The sequence below is a fragment of the Pseudomonas sp. 3B-A001-10F genome, from assembly GCF_056313565.1.
This window is the reverse complement of the sequence record NZ_JBQYFW010000051.1, coordinates 15945-31582: the sequence shown is the minus strand read 5'-3', so window position 1 is coordinate 31582 and position 15638 is coordinate 15945. Positions and strand designations below refer to the sequence as shown.

Here is a 15638-nt window from a genome sequence, read left to right as displayed (position 1 = left end):
ATTATTACAATCGGATCAGGCTGCACAGTCACAACGGATATCGGACTCCGGTAGCAATGGAAGCCTTGGCAGCATGAGAAATGACCTAAACCCTATAACCGTGTCCAGTATCGTTTGACCAGATCAGACCGAGGTGTCTGGCGTATTTCATCGACCTGAAATAACGAGTCGATTATGGATTGGATGAGGTCAGCATTTGGACCTGTTTGGATTCGGTAAAGAAATTTCAGGTCGGCGTATCTCCACAGCATCCCCCAATCAGCCCCCTCTCCCGGAGGGAGAGGGGGCCGACCGAGGTGTCTGGCGTATTTCATCGACCTGAAATAACGAGTCGATTATGGATTGGATGAGGTCAGCATTTGGACTTGTCTGGATTCGGTAAAGAAATTTCAGGTCGGCGTATCTCCACAGCATCCCCCAATCAGTCCCCTCTCCCTTTGGGAGAGGGTTAGGGTGAGGGGCTCTTTCGGATCAACGCAAATTCAAGTCTACTGTCCACCGCTCCAACCACACTCAAGGACTGAATGTGACCACCCCCCGCAACACCCACCTGATCGTCACCGCTCGACTGATCTCCGATTTCGGCGCCTTCCTCAACATGGTCGCGCTGGCCACCTACGTCTACCTGCTGAGCAACAGCGCAATAAGCGTCGGGATCTTTCTCGCCAGTCGCGTCGGCGGGGGGATTTTTGCCAGTCTGATCGGCACCGCGTTTTACCGTCGTTGCAGCGGACGCGCACCGCTGATCGCCTTCGACCTGCTGCGCGCCAGCGTGCTCGGTCTGTTGTTGATCGTGCCCGTCAGCCAACAGGCCTTGCTGTTGCCGGTGATCGCCTTCGGTCTGGGCCTGGGAAACTCGATGTTCGCCATCGGCCTCAACAGCCAGTTGCCGCGTTTGATCCACGCCGATCAGTTGCTCAAGGCCAATGCCTGGATCACCTCGGCTTCATCCGCCGCGATGGTTGGTGGCAGCCTGGTTTCAGGTTTGCTGGTAGCGGGGTTTGGTTTTGAAACGGTGTTCGCCCTGAATGCGCTGACCTATTTGCTGGCCGCGTTATTGATTGTGCCGCTGCGGTTCGCACCCGCAACCGTCAACGACGCACCGGAACGCGGCGAATGGACAGCGCTCAAGCAAGGCCTGCGTTCTGCGCCGGTGATTGCCGCCATGCTCGCAGTGACCATGGCCGACACCTTGGGCAGCGCCGCGCACAACGTCGGCTTTCCGATCATCTCCAAACTGCTCACCCCGGAGTCGGCGAGTACCACGCTGGGCCTGATGCTCGCAGTGTGGGCCAGCGGCAAGCTCCTCGGTGCGCGCATCGCCAGCCGTCTCAAAGGCTCGGACAACATCCACCTCGAACGACGGTTTTTCTTCGGTGTGGCGCTGATGTCCTGTGGCTTTATCCTGATGTTCCAGCAACACAACCTCTATGCGCTGTTGCTGTTTTCCTTGCCGGCAGGGCTGGGTGACGGCTTTTCCGAGGTCGGGCTGATGTCGCGTCTGCAGCGTGAACCCGAGCAATTGCGCCTGCCGATTTTCAGCGTGCTGACTTTGCTGCAAATGACCGGGTTCGGTATCGGCATGCTGATCGCCGCGCCTTTCTACGCGTGGTGGACGCCGGGTGCCGTGGTCATGCTGTTCCACGGCATTCCGCTCAGTACGTTGTTGCTGGTGAAAGCTCTGGCATTCAAGCGCGGGCAGGTTGCGCGCAGCAGCCCGACGCCAGCTCCTTGAGGATCGGGCAATCGGGGCGATGGTCGCCGTTGCAGTGCTCAACGAGGTCTTGCAGGGTGTCGCGTAATTCGCCGAGCTCGCGAATCTTCTGGTTCAACTCGTCGATGTGCTGGCGGGCCAAGGCTTTGACATCGGCGCTGGCGCGTTGGCGATCCTGCCAGAGGGTCAGCAGTTTGCCGACCTCTTCCAGGGAAAAGCCCAGATCCCGCGAGCGCTTGATGAACGCCAGCGTATGCAGGTCATCGTCACCATAGACCCGGTAACCGCTGTCGGTGCGATGCGCCGCTTTGAGCAGGCCGATCGACTCGTAATAGCGGATCATTTTCGCGCTCAGGCCACTGTGTCTGGCCGCTTGACCGATGTTCATCGGTGTTCCTCCAGGTCCTTGGGTTTCCAGGTTTTCAACAGTAGCGCATTGCTCACCACGCTGACGCTCGACAACGCCATCGCTGCACCGGCCAACACCGGGTTGAGGAAGCCGAACGCCGCCAGCGGAATGCCGATCAGGTTATAGACGAAGGCCCAGAACAGGTTCTGGCGGATCTTCGCGTAGGTCTTGCGACTGATCTCCAGCGCCGCCGGCACCAACCGTGGATCGCCGCGCATCAGGGTAATGCCCGCCGCGTGCATGGCGACATCGGTGCCGCCACCCATGGCGATACCGATGTCGGCAGCGGCGAGGGCCGGGGCGTCGTTGATGCCGTCACCGACCATGGCGACCACGCCGGTTTTTTTCAGCTCGGTGACGGTCGCGGCTTTGTCCGCTGGCAGCACTTCGGCGTGGACATTGCTGATACCGAGGGCCTCGGCGACCACGCGCGCACTGCCACGGTTGTCGCCGGTCAGCAGATGGCTGTGGATATCGCGGGCGGCGAGCTGCTGCACGGCTTCCAGTGCACCGGGTTTCAGGGTGTCACCGAAGGCGAACAAGCCGAGCACTTTCTGTTCCGGGCTTTGCTCGATTAACCACGACAGGGTGCGGCCCTCGGCTTCCCAAGTCTGGGCAGATTCGCTCAGGTTGCCCGCGTTCAAAGCACTTTCTTCGAGCATCCGCCGATTGCCCAGCGCCAGACGCCGGCCTTCAAGATTGCCGGCAATGCCGCGACCGGTCAGCGATTGACTGTCGCTGACATCCGGTACGTTCAGGCCTCGTTCCGCTGCGGCATCGAGTACCGCTTTGGCCAACGGATGTTCACTGCCGCGTTGCAGGGCGCCTGCCAGTTTCAGCAGCGTGTCTTCATCACCATCCATTGCACTGAAATGGGCAATGCGCGGCGTGCCGGAGGTCAGCGTGCCGGTTTTGTCGAACACCACACTGCTGACTTCATGGGCGCGTTCCAGCGCTTCGGCGTCCTTGATCAGAATGCCGTGACGCGCCGCTACGCCGGTGCCGGCCATGATCGCCGTCGGCGTGGCAAGCCCCAGCGCACACGGGCAGGCGATGACCAGCACCGCGACGGCGTTGATCAACGCGGTCTCCATGGGGGCGCCGTAGAGCCACCAGCCGATCAGTGTCACCAACGCGATCAGCAACACCGTTGGCACGAAGATCTGGCTGACTTTATCCACCAGTTTCTGGATCGGTGCTTTCGCGGCTTGAGCGTCCTCAACCAGACGAATGATCCGTGCCAGCACGGTTTCTGCGCCGAGCGCCAGGGTGCGCACCAGCAAGCGGCCTTCACCGTTGATCGCGCCGCCGGTGACTTTGTCTCCGGGTTGTTTCGGTACCGGCAGGCTTTCGCCGCTGATCAGTGCTTCATCGGCGTGGCTCTGGCCTTCGATGACTTCGCCGTCGACCGGGAAACGCTCGCCGGGTTTCACCAGCACCAGATCGTTCAGGCGCAAGGCGCTGATGGCGACATCCTGCTCGCGACCGTCGATGACTTGAATCGCCCGCTCCGGACGCAATGCTTCCAGCGCGCGGATGGCGCTGGCGGTCTGGCGTTTGGCGCGGCTCTCCAGGTATTTGCCGAGCAGCACCAAGGCAATGACCACCGCCGACGCTTCGAAATACAGATGTGGCATGCGCCCGGCGGCGGTGGCCCACTCGTAAAGACTCAAGCCGTAGCCGGCGCTGGTGCCGAGGGCCACCAGCAAGTCCATGTTGCCCGCTCCGGCACGCACGGCTTTCCACGCCGCTACATAAAAACGTGCACCGAAAATGAACTGCACCGGCGTGGCGAGGGCGAATTGCGCCCAGGCCGGGAGCATCCAGTGAATGCCGAACGGTTGCAGCAACATCGGCGCCACCAACGGTAGGGCGAGGGCGATAGCGCAGATCAGCGCCCAGCGTTCATGTTTCAGGCGCTGTTGTTGGTTATCGGTTTGTGGATGTTCGGCTTGCCAGATGCTGGCCGAATAACCGGCCTTGCTGACGGCTTCGATCAGGGTTTGCGGATCGACCTGACCGAGCAATTCGAGGTGGGCGCGTTCGTTGGCGAGGTTGACGCTGACGCTTTTCACACCGGGGACTTTGTTCAAGGCGCGCTCGACGCGACCGGCGCAGGAGGCGCAGGTCATGCCTTCGATATTCAATTCGATAGCCTGCTGCGGGACGCTGTAACCGGCGCGTTCAACCGCGTCCAGCAACGCCGGCAGACTGTCGCCCGGTGCCTGTACGCGGGCCTGCTCGGTGGCGAGGTTGACGCTGACGGCACTGGCACCGCTGACTTTGCTCAAGGCCCGCTCGACACGCCCGGCACAACTGGCGCAGGTCATGCCGGCAATCGGCAGATCGAACGTGATGGAATCGGACATCGGTCGTACTCCCTGTAGTAGATGCCTACAAGGATCAACCTTGCCATGCGGGCAAGGTCAAGCGCCAATCTGAAAAGCAAAAGATCTGATCGTTCCCACGCTCTGCGTGGGAACGCCTCCTGTGACGCTCCGCGTCACGCTTCGGGACGCAGAGCGTCCGTGGCTGCATTCCCACGCGGAGCGTGGGAACGATCCCGACTTACTTAATATTCGAGATCGGCGCGTTTCAAGTAGACGCCTTCCGAATTCATCGCCAACCGATACTTCAGCACATCACCGGCATGCAATTTGATCTCCTGCGACCCCGGCGCGAGCATCCCCGGGTTACAACCGGCGACCTGTCCCGGCAGCAACTTCAAGCGCAGCGAAACAGTGCCCGGCGGCAGGTTGAAGGAAATGCTTTGCTCCTGCAGCAGCCGCGCCGAAAGCTGATCCTGGATGTACACGCCGATCTCGCAAGAAGTCGACACTTCCAGGCGCTCGCGGGAAATGATCAGCACCGCATAATCCTCGCCAGCAGCTTGCACTTGAGGGACGGCGGCAAAGAGGCTGAGAAAGCCAAACAGGCTGAAAGCTGACCAGCGCATGGCTGAATCTCCTGAATCGAGTCATTGATGTACGCAGCTTGGCCGAGCGCGACGCCGATTGCCAGCCCGGCAGTTTATTGAAGAACTTGACCTTGCCATCGTGGCAAGCTCGAGACTGCCGGCAACCTCACTCAAAGGAGTCATTCCATGCAAGTGTTCAACGTTCAAGGCATGTCCTGCGGTCACTGCGTCAAAGCCATCACCAACGCCGTGCAGGCCAGGGATCCAGCGGCCAGTGTGCGGGTTGATCTGGCGGCTAAAGAGGTCGGCGTCGAAAGCGCCATGAGTGCTGATCAGGTCATCGAAGCGATCCGCGAGGAAGGATATGAGGTGAAGCTCGTCTGAATTTGATCGTTAGCGAGCTATCGGAATGTTCAAGGCGTTCGGGCGCGGCTAGACTGTCGGGCTGCCGACTTGCCAACCTGGATGCCTGATGAACTTCCGTACCATTCTGATTCTCGGTGCCTTGACCGCCTTCGGGCCCTTGGCGATCGACTTCTATTTACCTGCCTTTCCCTCGATGGCGCTGGCGTTCGGCACCGACGAGAAACACGTGCAGATGACGCTGGCGGCGTATTTCGCCGGTCTGTCCATTGGCCAACTGGCTTATGGTCCGGTGGCGGACCGCTTCGGCCGACGTATTCCGTTGCTCGTTGGTCTGACGCTGTTCACTTTGGCGTCGCTGGCCTGCGCTTATGCGCCAAACCTGGAATGGCTGATCGGTGCGCGTTTTGTCCAGGCGTTGGGCGGCTGTGCGGGGATGGTGATTTCCCGGGCGGTAGTCAGCGACAAGTGCGACGCAGTCGGTTCGGCGAAAGTCTTTTCGCAATTGATGCTGGTGATGGGCCTGGCGCCGATTCTGGCGCCGATGCTTGGCGGTCTGCTGGTCAACACCACAGGCTGGCAGTCGATCTTCCTGGTGTTGACCGGCTTCAGCGCATTGGCCGGGTTGGCCGTGGCGCTGGGTCTGCCGGAAAGCATGCCGGCGCATATGCCGCGCCAGCCGTTGTCCGGCGCACTGCGCCAGTACGGACGCTTGCTCAAGGACCGGGTTTACCTCGGCCATGCCCTGACCGGCGGCATCGCCATCGCCGGGATGTTCGCTTACATCGCGGGTTCACCGTTCATTTTCATCAAACTTTACGGCGTGCCGGCCGAGCATTTCGGCTGGCTGTTCGGCACCAACGCGGCGGGGTTCATTTTGGTCGCGCAGGTCAACGCGCGGATGTTGGCCAAGCGCGGCCCGGCGTTCCTGCTGTCGCGGGCGGTGTGGGTTTACTTCGCCGCCGGGCTGGCGTTGCTCGCGGTCAGCGCAATGCACACCGAATCCTTGTGGCCGCTGCTGATTCCACTGTTCATCTGCGTATCGAGCCTGGGTTGCATCAGCCCGAACGCCGCCGCTTGCGCGATGAACGGGCAGGGCGCACGGGCCGGCAGTGCTTCGGCGTTGCTCGGTTGCATGCAATTCAGTGTCGCCGCCGGCGCTTCGGCACTGGTGGGGGTGTTGCACGACGGCACCGCCGTGCCGATGGCCATGGTCATCAGCCTGTGCGGTTTGCTGGTGGTGTGCGTGGCGCTGCTCACCCGCCGTCTGCAGAATGCCCGGGCACTGGCGCAAGCTCAGGCCGAGGCATAAATAACCTCAGCCGGCGGCGCGCTGCTGGCTGCGGTCGGGAATCTGATGGGGTGCGCACAGCCGCGCTTCGAGGGTGCGGGTGAAGGCCAGTGCTTCGGCTTCACTGCGGAATGTCACGGCGTGTTGGTCCAGACGAACCTGCCATTGAGACTTTGCCACTTCTTTTATCAGGATCTTCATTGCTGACCTCCCTTGCGTAAAAGATGTATCGCAGAGGCTTCGATTGTAGACCTGAATACGATCGCAATTGTGACAAGGGTCAAGCATCGGACTGACGGCAAAAAACAGCGCAGCCCCGCCGACCGCTCTAGGTTCGGCGAAGGCTGCGCTGTGCGGTTTTTTAGAAACCTTCTAAAACAATTTTGCCCTTGGCTTTGCCACTTTCCAGCAGCTCATGGGCGCGACGCAGGTTCGCCGCGTTGATCGTGCCGAAATGCTCGCCCACCGTGGTCTTCAACGTCCCGGCATCAATCAGATCCGCCACGCGGTTGAGCAGTTTGTGCTGCTCGATCATGTCTGGCGTCTCGAACAGCGAGCGGGTGTACATGAACTCCCAGTGCAGCGACAGGCTCTTGCGCTTGAGCTTGCTCACGTCCAGCGACTTCGGATCGTCGATCAACGCCAGTTTGCCTTGCGGCGCCAGCGCTTCGACCAGTTGATCCAGGTGCTGGTCGGTCTGGGTCAGGCTGGCGACGTGGGTCACGCTGTCGATCCCGGCGCGCTTGAGTTCTTCACTCAGCGGCTGGCTGTGATCGATGACCAGGTCGGCGCCCAGTTCTTTGACCCAATCGCGGGTTTGCTCGCGGGACGCGGTGCCGATCACCTTCAGGCCGGTCAGTTGCTTGGCCAATTGCGTCAGGATCGAGCCAACCCCGCCGGCGGCACCGACGATCAGCAGGCTCTGGCCTTCATCGGTATTGCCTTCGCGGATTTGCAGGCGCTCGAACAACAACTCCCATGCGGTGATCGCGGTCAGCGGCAGTGCGGCGGCTTCGGCAAAACCGAGGGATTTCGGCATATGGCCGACGATGCGCTCATCCACCACGTGCAGCTCACTGTTGCCGCCGGCACGGGCGATGGAGCCGGCGTAAAAGACTTTGTCGCCGGCCTTGAACAACGTCACTTCGCTGCCAACAGCCTTGACCACACCGGCAACGTCCCAGCCCAGCACTTTCGCCGCGCCGTTTTCCGGTGCCGCGTTCTGCCGCACTTTGGTGTCGACCGGGTTGACCGAAATGGCTTTGACTTCCACCAGCACGTCGCGTGGGCCGGCGAGCGGTTCTGGCAGTTCGATGTCTTGCAGGGACTTGGCGTCGCTGATCGGCAGTGAAGCGTAATAGGCGATGGCTTTCATGAGTGGCTCCGTACAGGTAATAGAAGAAGGAATCAGACAATCGCGCCGAGGCGCTTGAGTTGGAAGTGTTCGATGGTGTGGCCAGCCGTTGCCTGGAAATGCTGGAAGTGCGCGCTGGCGTTGTGCGCCTCAAGAATCGCTTCGCTGGCCCAGTGTTCGATCACATAAAACACCTGCGGATCGGCGAGGTCGCGGTGCAAATCGTACTGGCTGCAACCGTCTTCGGCGCGGCTCGGTTCAACCAGGGCGCGCAGGCCTTGTTCGAGAAGATCCTGTTGGCCGGGTTTGGCGGTCAGGGTGGCGATAGCGGTGAAGGGCTGGGACATGCTCGGCTCCAGAGAAGCGGGATGAATGCGATGGAGAGATGATTGGCTATTTCTCTGCGAGATAAAACCGGCTAAAAGAGCAGTCTCTTTCAATATTTTTTTGATAATCGAGGCTGAGCATGCTGCGTTTTGACGATTTGCAGTTGTTTGTCCGGGCGGCGGATCTGGGCAGTCTGTCGGCAGCCGCGCGGGTGATGGACATGTCCGCTGCCGTGGCGAGTGCGGCGTTGAAACGGATCGAACAGCAGCTCGGGGCGCGCTTGCTCGCGCGCTCGACCCGCAGTCTGCGCCTGACAGCCGAGGGCGACGGCTTTCTCGAATACGCGCGGGCGGCGCTGAGCAACCTTGATGAAGGCCGGCGCTTGCTGGCCAGCGGACAAGATCAGGTCAGTGGGGTCTTGCAGTTGTCGGCGCCTTCGGACTTCGGCCGCAACCTGTTGCTGCCGTGGCTCGACGAGTTCCAGCGCGAGCACCCGAAGCTGACCGTGCGCTTGCTGCTCGGCGATCGCATCGCCGACCTGTTCCGCCAACCCGTGGACATCGCTTTGCGTTACGGCGAGCCGGAGGACTCAAGTCTGGTTGCTTTGCCTATCGCCCCGCACAACCGCCGTGTGCTGTGCGCCTCCCCGGCGTATCTGGCCCGACACGGCGAACCGCGGCAGCTCGAACAACTGGCCCAGCACAACTGCCTGTTGTACATGCTCGGCAGCCGGGTGCATGACCATTGGAGTTTTCATGACGGTAAACGTGAAGTTGGTCTGACCGTCAGTGGTGACCGTTTCAGCGATGACGCCGACGTTGTGCGTCTGTGGGCGGTGGCCGGCGCCGGAATTGCCTACAAGTCGTGGCTGGACGTGGGCGCCGATGTGCTCGCCGGGCGGCTCAAAGTGCTGCTGCCAGAGCTGCTTTGTGAGCGCGCACCGCTGAATTTGTTGTGCGCCCATCGCGCCCAATTGAGTAAGCCGGTGAACCTTCTGAGGGAAATGCTCGCCAGCCGATGCGCTGAAGTGAGTAGTCAATTTCCCGCTTTTTCGGAAGTTGATCATTAGTCGCAGGTAAATAGAGAAATTTCTGTCAGGAACAATCACCACCTGCGCAGGCCCCGGCGCAGGACGCGCGGGCTAACCCGCTTATACTAGCGCCCGCCTCATGCCAGCACCGCCACCCCGGCCCGGAGACCCTCGCACCGCGTCGCCAGTCTTCGAGTGACAGTCGCGCAACTGCTGCGGGTTCTGTGCCGGAGCAGGCTGCGTCAGCGGCTTGCCTCGCCCCGGTTCATGGCGATTTTCGCGTCTTGGCCGATGACTCATTACCGGCCAAGATGTCTCCGAGCAGTAGACGATACGATTCAACAGGGAGTGAACACATGGAACATGCACCTTGCATCAGCCAGATCGCCACGTTGCTGGCCGACCCCAAGCGCAGCGCGATGATGTGGGCGTTGATGGATGGCTCGGCCCGGCAAACCGAGGAGCTTGCGCTACTGGCAGGGCTGTCGCCATCGTCGGCCAGCGCGCATCTGGCGCGGCTATCCACGGGTGGTCTGTTGAAGGTCGAAGTCCGTGGTCGCAAACGCTTTTTCCGTCTCTCGGCACCGGAGGTCGGTGCTGCGATAGAAGCATTGGCCAGCGCCACCATCGCCAGTGCTCCACGGGAAATTCCCGAGGTCTTCAAACGCACCACCCCCATGGCCAAACCGCAAACCGCGCCGTCCTCATTGTTGCGCGCGCGTTTTTGCGATGACCACCTCGGCGGTACGCTGGCGGCGGACCTGTATCAGCGCTTGCTCGATGCCGGCTGGATCGAACAGCTCGAACAACGCGTCGTGGTGACCCACAAGGGTTCGAAACTGTTGGCTGGACGTGGCGTGTTCATTCAGGCGCTGGCCCATCGCAACGTGCAGGTGGCGTGTGCTTGTCCAGACTGGAGCGAACGTCGTCCGCACATGGGGGGATCACTCGGCGCCGCGTTATTGCAGTTGTTCATGCAGTCCGGCTGGCTGACCCTGCCCAACGACTCGAGAGCTTTGCAATTGACCGCCACCGGCCAACGGGAGCTGCATCGCTTTGCCAAGGAAACCGAGCTGGAAATGGCGTTGTAGAGCACTCGCAATCGACGTCCGGAACTGCGTAAGCGCTTCTGGCGTCGCCCGCGACTGCGAACAGGTCGTATCCAGCACGAACGCCGTTTCGCGATCAAGCACACTCGATCCGGGGATATTTTTCGGATGGGGGGAGGTGGCATGGAGACTCACGGCTACAGCGCTGCAGAACGTCTGGAACGACTGCCGATCAGCGGTTATCACCGGATCATTTTCATCATCATCGCCTTGGCGTTTTTCTTCGATTCCATGGATCTGGCGATGATGACCTTCCTGCTCGGCTCGATCAAAGCCGAGTTCGGCCTGAGCAGTGCGCAAGCGGGATTGCTCGCCAGCTCGAGTTTTTTCGGCATGGTGCTGGGGGCGTCGCTGTCCGGCATGCTCGCCGATCGCTTCGGGCGCAAACCGGTGTTTCAGTGGAGCATCGTGCTGTGGGGCGTGGCCAGTTATCTGTGCTCGACAGCGCAAACGGTCGAGACGCTGACGCTGTTCCGCATCCTGTTGGGGATCGGTATGGGCATGGAGTTTCCGATCGCCCAGTCGATGCTGTCCGAGCTGATTCCAGCGCAGCGCCGCGGACGTTACATCGCGTTGATGGACGGCTTCTGGCCGCTCGGCTTCGTTGCTGCCGGCGTACTGTCCTACTTTCTGCTGCCGCTGATTGGCTGGCGCGATATCTTTCTGGTCTTGGCGGTGCCGGCGGTGTTCGTACTGGCGATCAGGTTTTTCATTCCCGAGTCACCGCGCTGGCTGGAGCAGGCGGGGCGCGATGACGCTGCGGATAAGGTGTTGAACGGCATCGAGGCGCGGGTGCGTTCGTCGCTCGGCGGTGCCGCGTTGCCGGAACCGATTCGATTGCCGCGTACCGTGACGCCGCCGGGCAACTTCTTTGCGGCGCTGAAACAGATCTGGTCGCCGCAGTATCGCCAGCGCACGACGATGCTCTGGAGTCTGTGGTTCTTTGCGCTACTCGGCTTTTACGGGCTGACGTCGTGGCTCAGTGCGCTGTTGCAACAGTCGGGTTTCGCGGTGACGCAGTCGGTGTATTACACGGTGCTGATTTCCTTGGGCGGGATTCCCGGGTTTCTCATGGCCGCATGGCTGGTTGAGCGCTGGGGGCGCAAACCGGTATGCATCGTGACGTTGCTCGGCGGAGGTGTAATGGCGTTCCTGTATGGGCAGAGCGCGGTGTTTGGCGGCAACGTGGCACTGCTGATCGGCACCGGGTTGCTGATGCAGTTTTTCCTGTTCGGCATGTGGGCGGTGCTCTACACCTATACGCCGGAGCTTTATCCGACGTCGGCGCGGGCGACCGGCTCGGGCTTCGCCTCGGCGATTGGCCGCGTGGGTTCACTGCTCGGGCCGTTGGTGACCGGACTGGTGTTCCCGATTACCGGGCAGGGCGGGGTGTTTGCGCTGGGCGCGGCGTGCTTTGCGATTGCGGCGGGGGTGGTGTGGTTGTTCGGGATGGAGACGCGGGGTAAGACCCTGGAAGAGCTGACTGAAGCCCAAATCCCAGGCTGAACAAAGAACCCACTGTGGGAGCGAGCCTGCTCGCGAAAGCGGAGTGTCATTCAACGAAAATGTTAACTGACACTCCCTCTTCGCGAGCAGGCTCGCTCCCACATGGGTACTTCGGTGTTGCTTAGGGTTTTACCAGTCGCGCATCCAGGCTGTTCTGCGCCAAACGCTTGGCCTGATCCTGGGTCATGCCCAAATGTTCATGCAGCGCGTAGAAGTTCTCGGTCACATAACCACCGAAGTACGCCGGGTCATCGGAGTTCACGGTGACCTTCACGCCACGCTCGAGCATGTCGAGGATGTTGTGCTGCGACATGTGATCGAACACGCAGAGTTTGGTGTTCGACAGCGGGCACACGGTCAGCGGGATTTGCTCGTCGATGATCCGCTGCATCAGACGCTCGTCTTCGATGGCGCGCACGCCATGGTCGATGCGCTGGATTTTCAGCAGATCGATGGCTTCCCAGATGTACTCCGGCGGGCCTTCTTCGCCAGCGTGGGCGACGGTCAGGAAGCCTTCGTGACGGGCACGATCGAACACGCGCTGAAACTTGCTCGGCGGGTGGCCCATCTCGGAGCTGTCCAGACCGACCGCGACAAACGCGTCACGGAATGGCAGTGCCTGGTCGAGAGTTTTCTCGGCTTCTTCCTCACTCAAGTGGCGCAGGAAGCTGAGGATCAAACCGCTGGTGATGCCCAGTTGCTGTTCGCCATCCTTGAGTGCCGCGGCGATGCCGTTGAGCACCACTTCGAACGGGATACCCCGGTCGGTGTGGGTCTGCGGGTCGAAGAACGGTTCGGTGTGAATCACGTTCTGCGCTTTGCAACGCAACAGGTAGGCCCAGGTCAGGTCGTAGAAATCCTGCGAGGTGCGCAATACGTCGGCGCCCTGGTAATACAGGTCGAGGAATTCCTGCAGGTTGTTGAAGGCGTATGCCTTGCGCAGAGTTTCCACGTCGTTCCACGGCAGGGCGATCTTGTTGCGCTCGGCCAGGGCGAACAGCAGCTCAGGCTCCAGCGAGCCTTCCAGATGCAGGTGCAGTTCAGCCTTGGGCAAGGCGTTGAGCCAGTCGTACATATTCTTTTCTCATCAGGTGCAATGACGGCATTCTACAGATGCTCGCCGAAACAATTGGCAAAACCTGACCAAGCGATCCATCACACGGCTTCTTGCTCGCGGCGATAGGCGTAGGTATCGGCGAAGCGTGACAGCAGGAATTCGGCGCAGGTGGTCGTCGGATATTTCGCCGGATGCTCTGCGTCCTGACAACCCGGCAGGCATTCGATGCGGGTGTCCGGATGCGGCTCGGCGAAGAACGGCATCGAGTAGCGATCCACGCCGAGCGGGCTGATCACCCGGTGCGGGGTCGAGCGATAACGGTCGTTGCTCCAGCGCGCCATCATGTCGCCGAGGTTGACCACGAAGGTGCCGTCGATGGGCGGCGCGTCGATCCATTCGCCTCGCACGTTCCTGACCTGCAAGCCACCGGCGCTGTCCTGATAGAGCAGGGTGATGCAGCCATAATCGGTGTGCGCGCCGGCGCCTTGCTGCTCGGCGGAGCTGGCAGTGTGACGCGGTGGGTAATGGATCATGCGCAGGACGCTGACGGGATCATTGAAACGGCTGTCGAAGAAGTCGCGTTCGATGCCTAGCGCGAGGGTCATCGCCCGCAGCAGGGTTTGCGCGAGGGCCTGCATGTCGAGGTAATGCTGCTCCATCAACTCAGGCCATCCGGTCTGCGCGGGATGACGGTTCGGCCCGCGTAACGGTTTTTCGGCGAGCACGTCGGGATGATTGGCCGGCAGGTGCAGGCCCATGTCGAAGGTTTCTTTCAGATCACTGGGCTTGCTCGGGTCGAGTTGCTCGGTGGCGATGGCGCCGTAGCCACGATGGTGGCGGGTCTGGGTGATGTCGATCTTGAGTTTTTCCGCTGCGGGCAGGGCAAAAAAACGCTGAGTCTGATCGAGCACGGCGTCGATGCGCTGCGCTGAAATCGGATGACCCTTGATGTAGAAAAAGCCCCATTCGCGGCAGGCCAGGTCGATTTGCGCGGCGACGGCGGGCCAGGCGTTTTCATCGGCGGAGTAGAGCGGGCTGATATCGATGATCGGAAGCTGATCCATTTCGCATTCTCTATTGTGATCGTTCCCACGCTCCGCGTGGGAATGCCTCAATGGACGCTCTGCGTCCGCTTTTGGCAGGGACGCGGAGCGTCCCGGGCGGCATTCCCACGCAGAGCGTGGGAACGATCGGGGTCAGGGGGATTACTTCGGCATCTCAGCCTTCATGCCTTCAACGTAATAGTTCATCGACGCCAGTTGCGCATTGGTCGCGCTTACGCCTGCGGGGATTTTCTCGACCCCGGCCTGATCCTTGATCGGCCCGGTAAACGGCTGCAATGCACCGCTCTTGATATCGGCAATGATCTGCTCGGCCTCGGCTTTCACCGGTGCCGGCACCAGGTCGCTGATCGGCAGTTCAACCGTGCCTTCCTTCAACCCACCCCAGTAATCCTGAGGTTTCCAGCTGTGATCGATCACACTCTGCGTTGCCTGAATGTAATGCGGCGCCCAGTCGTTGACGATCGACGTCAGCACGGCTTTCGGCCCGAAATGCGCCATGTCCGAGGCGTAACCCACCGCGTACACGCCACGACGTTCGGCGGCCTGAATCGGCGCCGGGCTGTCGGTGTGCTGGAACACCACGTCGACGCCCTGATCGATCAGCGCGTTGGCGGCATCGGCTTCCTTGCCTGGGTCGAACCACGAGTTGACCCACACCACTTTGATCTCGGTGCCGGGGTTGTACTTGTTCAAGGCCAGTTGAATCGCGTTGATATCGCGGATCACCTCGGGGATCGGGAACGAAGCGACGTAACCGATCTTCTTGGTCTTGGTCATCTTCGCCGCGAGGAAACCGCCGACGTAGCGACCCTCGTAAGTGCGCGCCAGATAGGTGCCGAGGTTCTTGTCTTGCTTGTAGCCGGTGGCGTGTTCGAAGGTCACCTTGGGAAATTGCTTGGCGACTTTCACGGTGGGGTTCATGTAGCCGAAGGAGGTGGTGAAGATCAGGTCGTATTTATCCTTGGCCATGTTGCGGATCACCCGCTCGGCGTCGGCGCCCTCGGCGACGTTCTCCACATAGTTGGTGGTGATCTGATTGCCGAATTTTTCCGCGAGGGCCTTGCGCCCCTGCTCATGCTGATACGTCCAGCCGTGGTCACCGATCGGGCCGATATAGACGAAACCGACCTTGAGCGGATCGGCAGCGCTGGCGCTCAGGCTGATCCCCAGACCGAGGGCGGCGCACAGCAGTTTGTGCAGCGGACGTATTTGCATGAATTCGAACTCCATTTTGTTGTGTGTGGTCAGGGCCAATGCAAATTGCTGACCAACAGGACAACAAACTCCTTCGAAACCGCAGTGTGACCTTCGCGAGCAAGCTCGCTCCCACAGGTGAACGCATTTCAATGTGGGAGTGAGCTTGCTCGCGAAGGGGCCGGCAGGGCCGATAAAAGTGCATGCCTGAAACCAGCTGCCATCGCTTGGTGCGCTAAGGTGTAACGAAACGTTAGCGCCGCCCCGCAGTCAGTAGCTCATTCGCTCTCTTTCGGCAAAAGG

Annotated in this window: 15 protein-coding genes; 6 read left to right on the top strand and 9 right to left on the bottom strand. The window is 60.8% G+C overall.

Going from position 1 to position 15638, the window contains the following annotated elements; all coding sequences use genetic code 11:
- Positions 1 to 526 precede the first annotated feature (526 nt).
- A complete protein-coding gene (locus AC0ZWN_RS27760; protein WP_476337544.1) occupies positions 527 to 1735 on the top strand; it encodes an MFS transporter in 1209 nt (402 codons plus the stop codon).
- Here AC0ZWN_RS27760 and cueR read toward each other — a convergent pair.
- The 3 genes from cueR to AC0ZWN_RS27745 all read right to left on the bottom strand — a co-directional run bounded on the left by cueR (position 1689) and on the right by AC0ZWN_RS27745 (position 5079).
- Positions 1689 to 2102, bottom strand: a complete 414-nt coding sequence (gene cueR, locus AC0ZWN_RS27755) for a Cu(I)-responsive transcriptional regulator (protein ID WP_025111722.1) — start codon at positions 2100 to 2102, stop codon at positions 1689 to 1691. The two genes, AC0ZWN_RS27760 and cueR, sit on opposite strands and share 47 nt — an antisense overlap.
- A complete protein-coding gene (locus AC0ZWN_RS27750) occupies positions 2099 to 4492 on the bottom strand; it encodes a heavy metal translocating P-type ATPase (RefSeq protein WP_476337542.1) in 2394 nt (797 codons plus the stop codon). The genes cueR and AC0ZWN_RS27750 overlap by 4 nt, the downstream gene beginning before the upstream one ends.
- Before the next feature lie 203 nt (positions 4493 to 4695).
- A complete protein-coding gene (locus tag AC0ZWN_RS27745) occupies positions 4696 to 5079 on the bottom strand; it encodes a hypothetical protein (protein ID WP_093430287.1) in 384 nt (127 codons plus the stop codon).
- Between the two features lie 147 nt (positions 5080 to 5226).
- Between AC0ZWN_RS27745 and AC0ZWN_RS27740 the strand changes: the two genes are divergently transcribed.
- The gene (locus tag AC0ZWN_RS27740) at positions 5227 to 5424 is read left to right on the top strand and encodes a cation transporter (protein WP_038360680.1); all 198 of its coding nucleotides are present in this window, start codon (positions 5227 to 5229) and stop codon (positions 5422 to 5424) included.
- Positions 5425 to 5512: 88 nt separating this feature from the next.
- Positions 5513 to 6715 carry a multidrug effflux MFS transporter gene (locus AC0ZWN_RS27735; RefSeq protein WP_095114403.1) on the top strand — a complete coding sequence of 401 codons (1203 nt, stop codon included), beginning with the start codon at positions 5513 to 5515 and terminating at the stop codon, positions 6713 to 6715.
- A gap of 6 nt (positions 6716 to 6721) precedes the next feature.
- Here AC0ZWN_RS27735 and AC0ZWN_RS27730 read toward each other — a convergent pair whose 3' ends face one another.
- The 3 genes from AC0ZWN_RS27730 to AC0ZWN_RS27720 all read right to left on the bottom strand — a co-directional run bounded on the left by AC0ZWN_RS27730 (position 6722) and on the right by AC0ZWN_RS27720 (position 8395).
- On the bottom strand, positions 6722 to 6895 hold the full coding sequence (locus AC0ZWN_RS27730; protein WP_007914687.1) for a hypothetical protein: 174 nt from the start codon (positions 6893 to 6895) through the stop codon (positions 6722 to 6724).
- Between the two features lie 160 nt (positions 6896 to 7055).
- Positions 7056 to 8069 (bottom strand): zinc-binding alcohol dehydrogenase family protein, encoded by a 1014-nt coding sequence (locus tag AC0ZWN_RS27725; protein WP_476337539.1) that lies wholly within the window; start codon positions 8067 to 8069, stop codon positions 7056 to 7058.
- A gap of 32 nt (positions 8070 to 8101) precedes the next feature.
- On the bottom strand, positions 8102 to 8395 hold the full coding sequence (locus AC0ZWN_RS27720) for a putative quinol monooxygenase (protein ID WP_476337537.1): 294 nt from the start codon (positions 8393 to 8395) through the stop codon (positions 8102 to 8104).
- A gap of 119 nt (positions 8396 to 8514) precedes the next feature.
- Here AC0ZWN_RS27720 and AC0ZWN_RS27715 point away from each other — a divergent pair, with 119 nt between their 5' ends.
- The 3 genes from AC0ZWN_RS27715 (at position 8515) to AC0ZWN_RS27705 (ending at position 12020) form a co-directional block, all read left to right on the top strand.
- On the top strand, positions 8515 to 9444 hold the full coding sequence (locus AC0ZWN_RS27715; RefSeq protein ID WP_093430303.1) for a LysR family transcriptional regulator: 930 nt from the start codon (positions 8515 to 8517) through the stop codon (positions 9442 to 9444).
- A gap of 317 nt (positions 9445 to 9761) precedes the next feature.
- The gene (locus tag AC0ZWN_RS27710; protein ID WP_093430305.1) at positions 9762 to 10496 is read left to right on the top strand and encodes an ArsR/SmtB family transcription factor; all 735 of its coding nucleotides are present in this window, start codon (positions 9762 to 9764) and stop codon (positions 10494 to 10496) included.
- Positions 10497 to 10637: 141 nt separating this feature from the next.
- Entirely contained in the window at positions 10638 to 12020 is a 1383-nt protein-coding gene (locus AC0ZWN_RS27705; RefSeq protein ID WP_476337534.1) for an MFS transporter, read from the top strand.
- A gap of 121 nt (positions 12021 to 12141) precedes the next feature.
- Here the strand turns inward: AC0ZWN_RS27705 and AC0ZWN_RS27700 are convergent, their stop codons facing one another.
- The 3 genes from AC0ZWN_RS27700 to AC0ZWN_RS27690 all read right to left on the bottom strand — a co-directional run bounded on the left by AC0ZWN_RS27700 (position 12142) and on the right by AC0ZWN_RS27690 (position 15356).
- Positions 12142 to 13095, bottom strand: a complete 954-nt coding sequence (locus AC0ZWN_RS27700) for an adenosine deaminase (protein ID WP_008082147.1) — start codon at positions 13093 to 13095, stop codon at positions 12142 to 12144.
- Positions 13096 to 13175: 80 nt separating this feature from the next.
- A complete protein-coding gene (locus AC0ZWN_RS27695; RefSeq protein WP_220557578.1) occupies positions 13176 to 14141 on the bottom strand; it encodes a 2-oxoglutarate and iron-dependent oxygenase domain-containing protein in 966 nt (321 codons plus the stop codon).
- Positions 14142 to 14282: 141 nt separating this feature from the next.
- Positions 14283 to 15356, bottom strand: coding sequence for a BMP family ABC transporter substrate-binding protein (locus AC0ZWN_RS27690; RefSeq protein ID WP_099759385.1), 1074 nt, complete (start codon positions 15354 to 15356; stop codon positions 14283 to 14285).
- Between the last annotated feature and the right edge of the window lie 282 nt (positions 15357 to 15638).

Bases quoted from the DNA above. Each gene is read 5' to 3' on its own strand.
- AC0ZWN_RS27705 (WP_476337534.1), top strand. From the start codon at position 10,638: ATGGAGACTCACGGCTACAGCGCTGCAGAACGTCTGGAACGACTGCCG.
- cueR (WP_025111722.1), bottom strand. From the start codon at position 2,102: ATGAACATCGGTCAAGCGGCCAGACACAGTGGCCTGAGCGCGAAAATG.
- AC0ZWN_RS27735 (WP_095114403.1), top strand. From the start codon at position 5,513: ATGAACTTCCGTACCATTCTGATTCTCGGTGCCTTGACCGCCTTCGGG.
- AC0ZWN_RS27740 (WP_038360680.1), top strand. From the start codon at position 5,227: ATGCAAGTGTTCAACGTTCAAGGCATGTCCTGCGGTCACTGCGTCAAA.
- AC0ZWN_RS27745 (WP_093430287.1), bottom strand. From the start codon at position 5,079: ATGCGCTGGTCAGCTTTCAGCCTGTTTGGCTTTCTCAGCCTCTTTGCC.
- AC0ZWN_RS27710 (WP_093430305.1), top strand. From the start codon at position 9,762: ATGGAACATGCACCTTGCATCAGCCAGATCGCCACGTTGCTGGCCGAC.
- AC0ZWN_RS27700 (WP_008082147.1), bottom strand. From the start codon at position 13,095: ATGTACGACTGGCTCAACGCCTTGCCCAAGGCTGAACTGCACCTGCAT.
- AC0ZWN_RS27690 (WP_099759385.1), bottom strand. From the start codon at position 15,356: ATGCAAATACGTCCGCTGCACAAACTGCTGTGCGCCGCCCTCGGTCTG.
- AC0ZWN_RS27730 (WP_007914687.1), bottom strand. From the start codon at position 6,895: ATGAAGATCCTGATAAAAGAAGTGGCAAAGTCTCAATGGCAGGTTCGT.
- AC0ZWN_RS27715 (WP_093430303.1), top strand. From the start codon at position 8,515: ATGCTGCGTTTTGACGATTTGCAGTTGTTTGTCCGGGCGGCGGATCTG.
- AC0ZWN_RS27695 (WP_220557578.1), bottom strand. From the start codon at position 14,141: ATGGATCAGCTTCCGATCATCGATATCAGCCCGCTCTACTCCGCCGAT.
- AC0ZWN_RS27725 (WP_476337539.1), bottom strand. From the start codon at position 8,069: ATGAAAGCCATCGCCTATTACGCTTCACTGCCGATCAGCGACGCCAAG.
- AC0ZWN_RS27750 (WP_476337542.1), bottom strand. From the start codon at position 4,492: ATGTCCGATTCCATCACGTTCGATCTGCCGATTGCCGGCATGACCTGC.
- AC0ZWN_RS27720 (WP_476337537.1), bottom strand. From the start codon at position 8,395: ATGTCCCAGCCCTTCACCGCTATCGCCACCCTGACCGCCAAACCCGGC.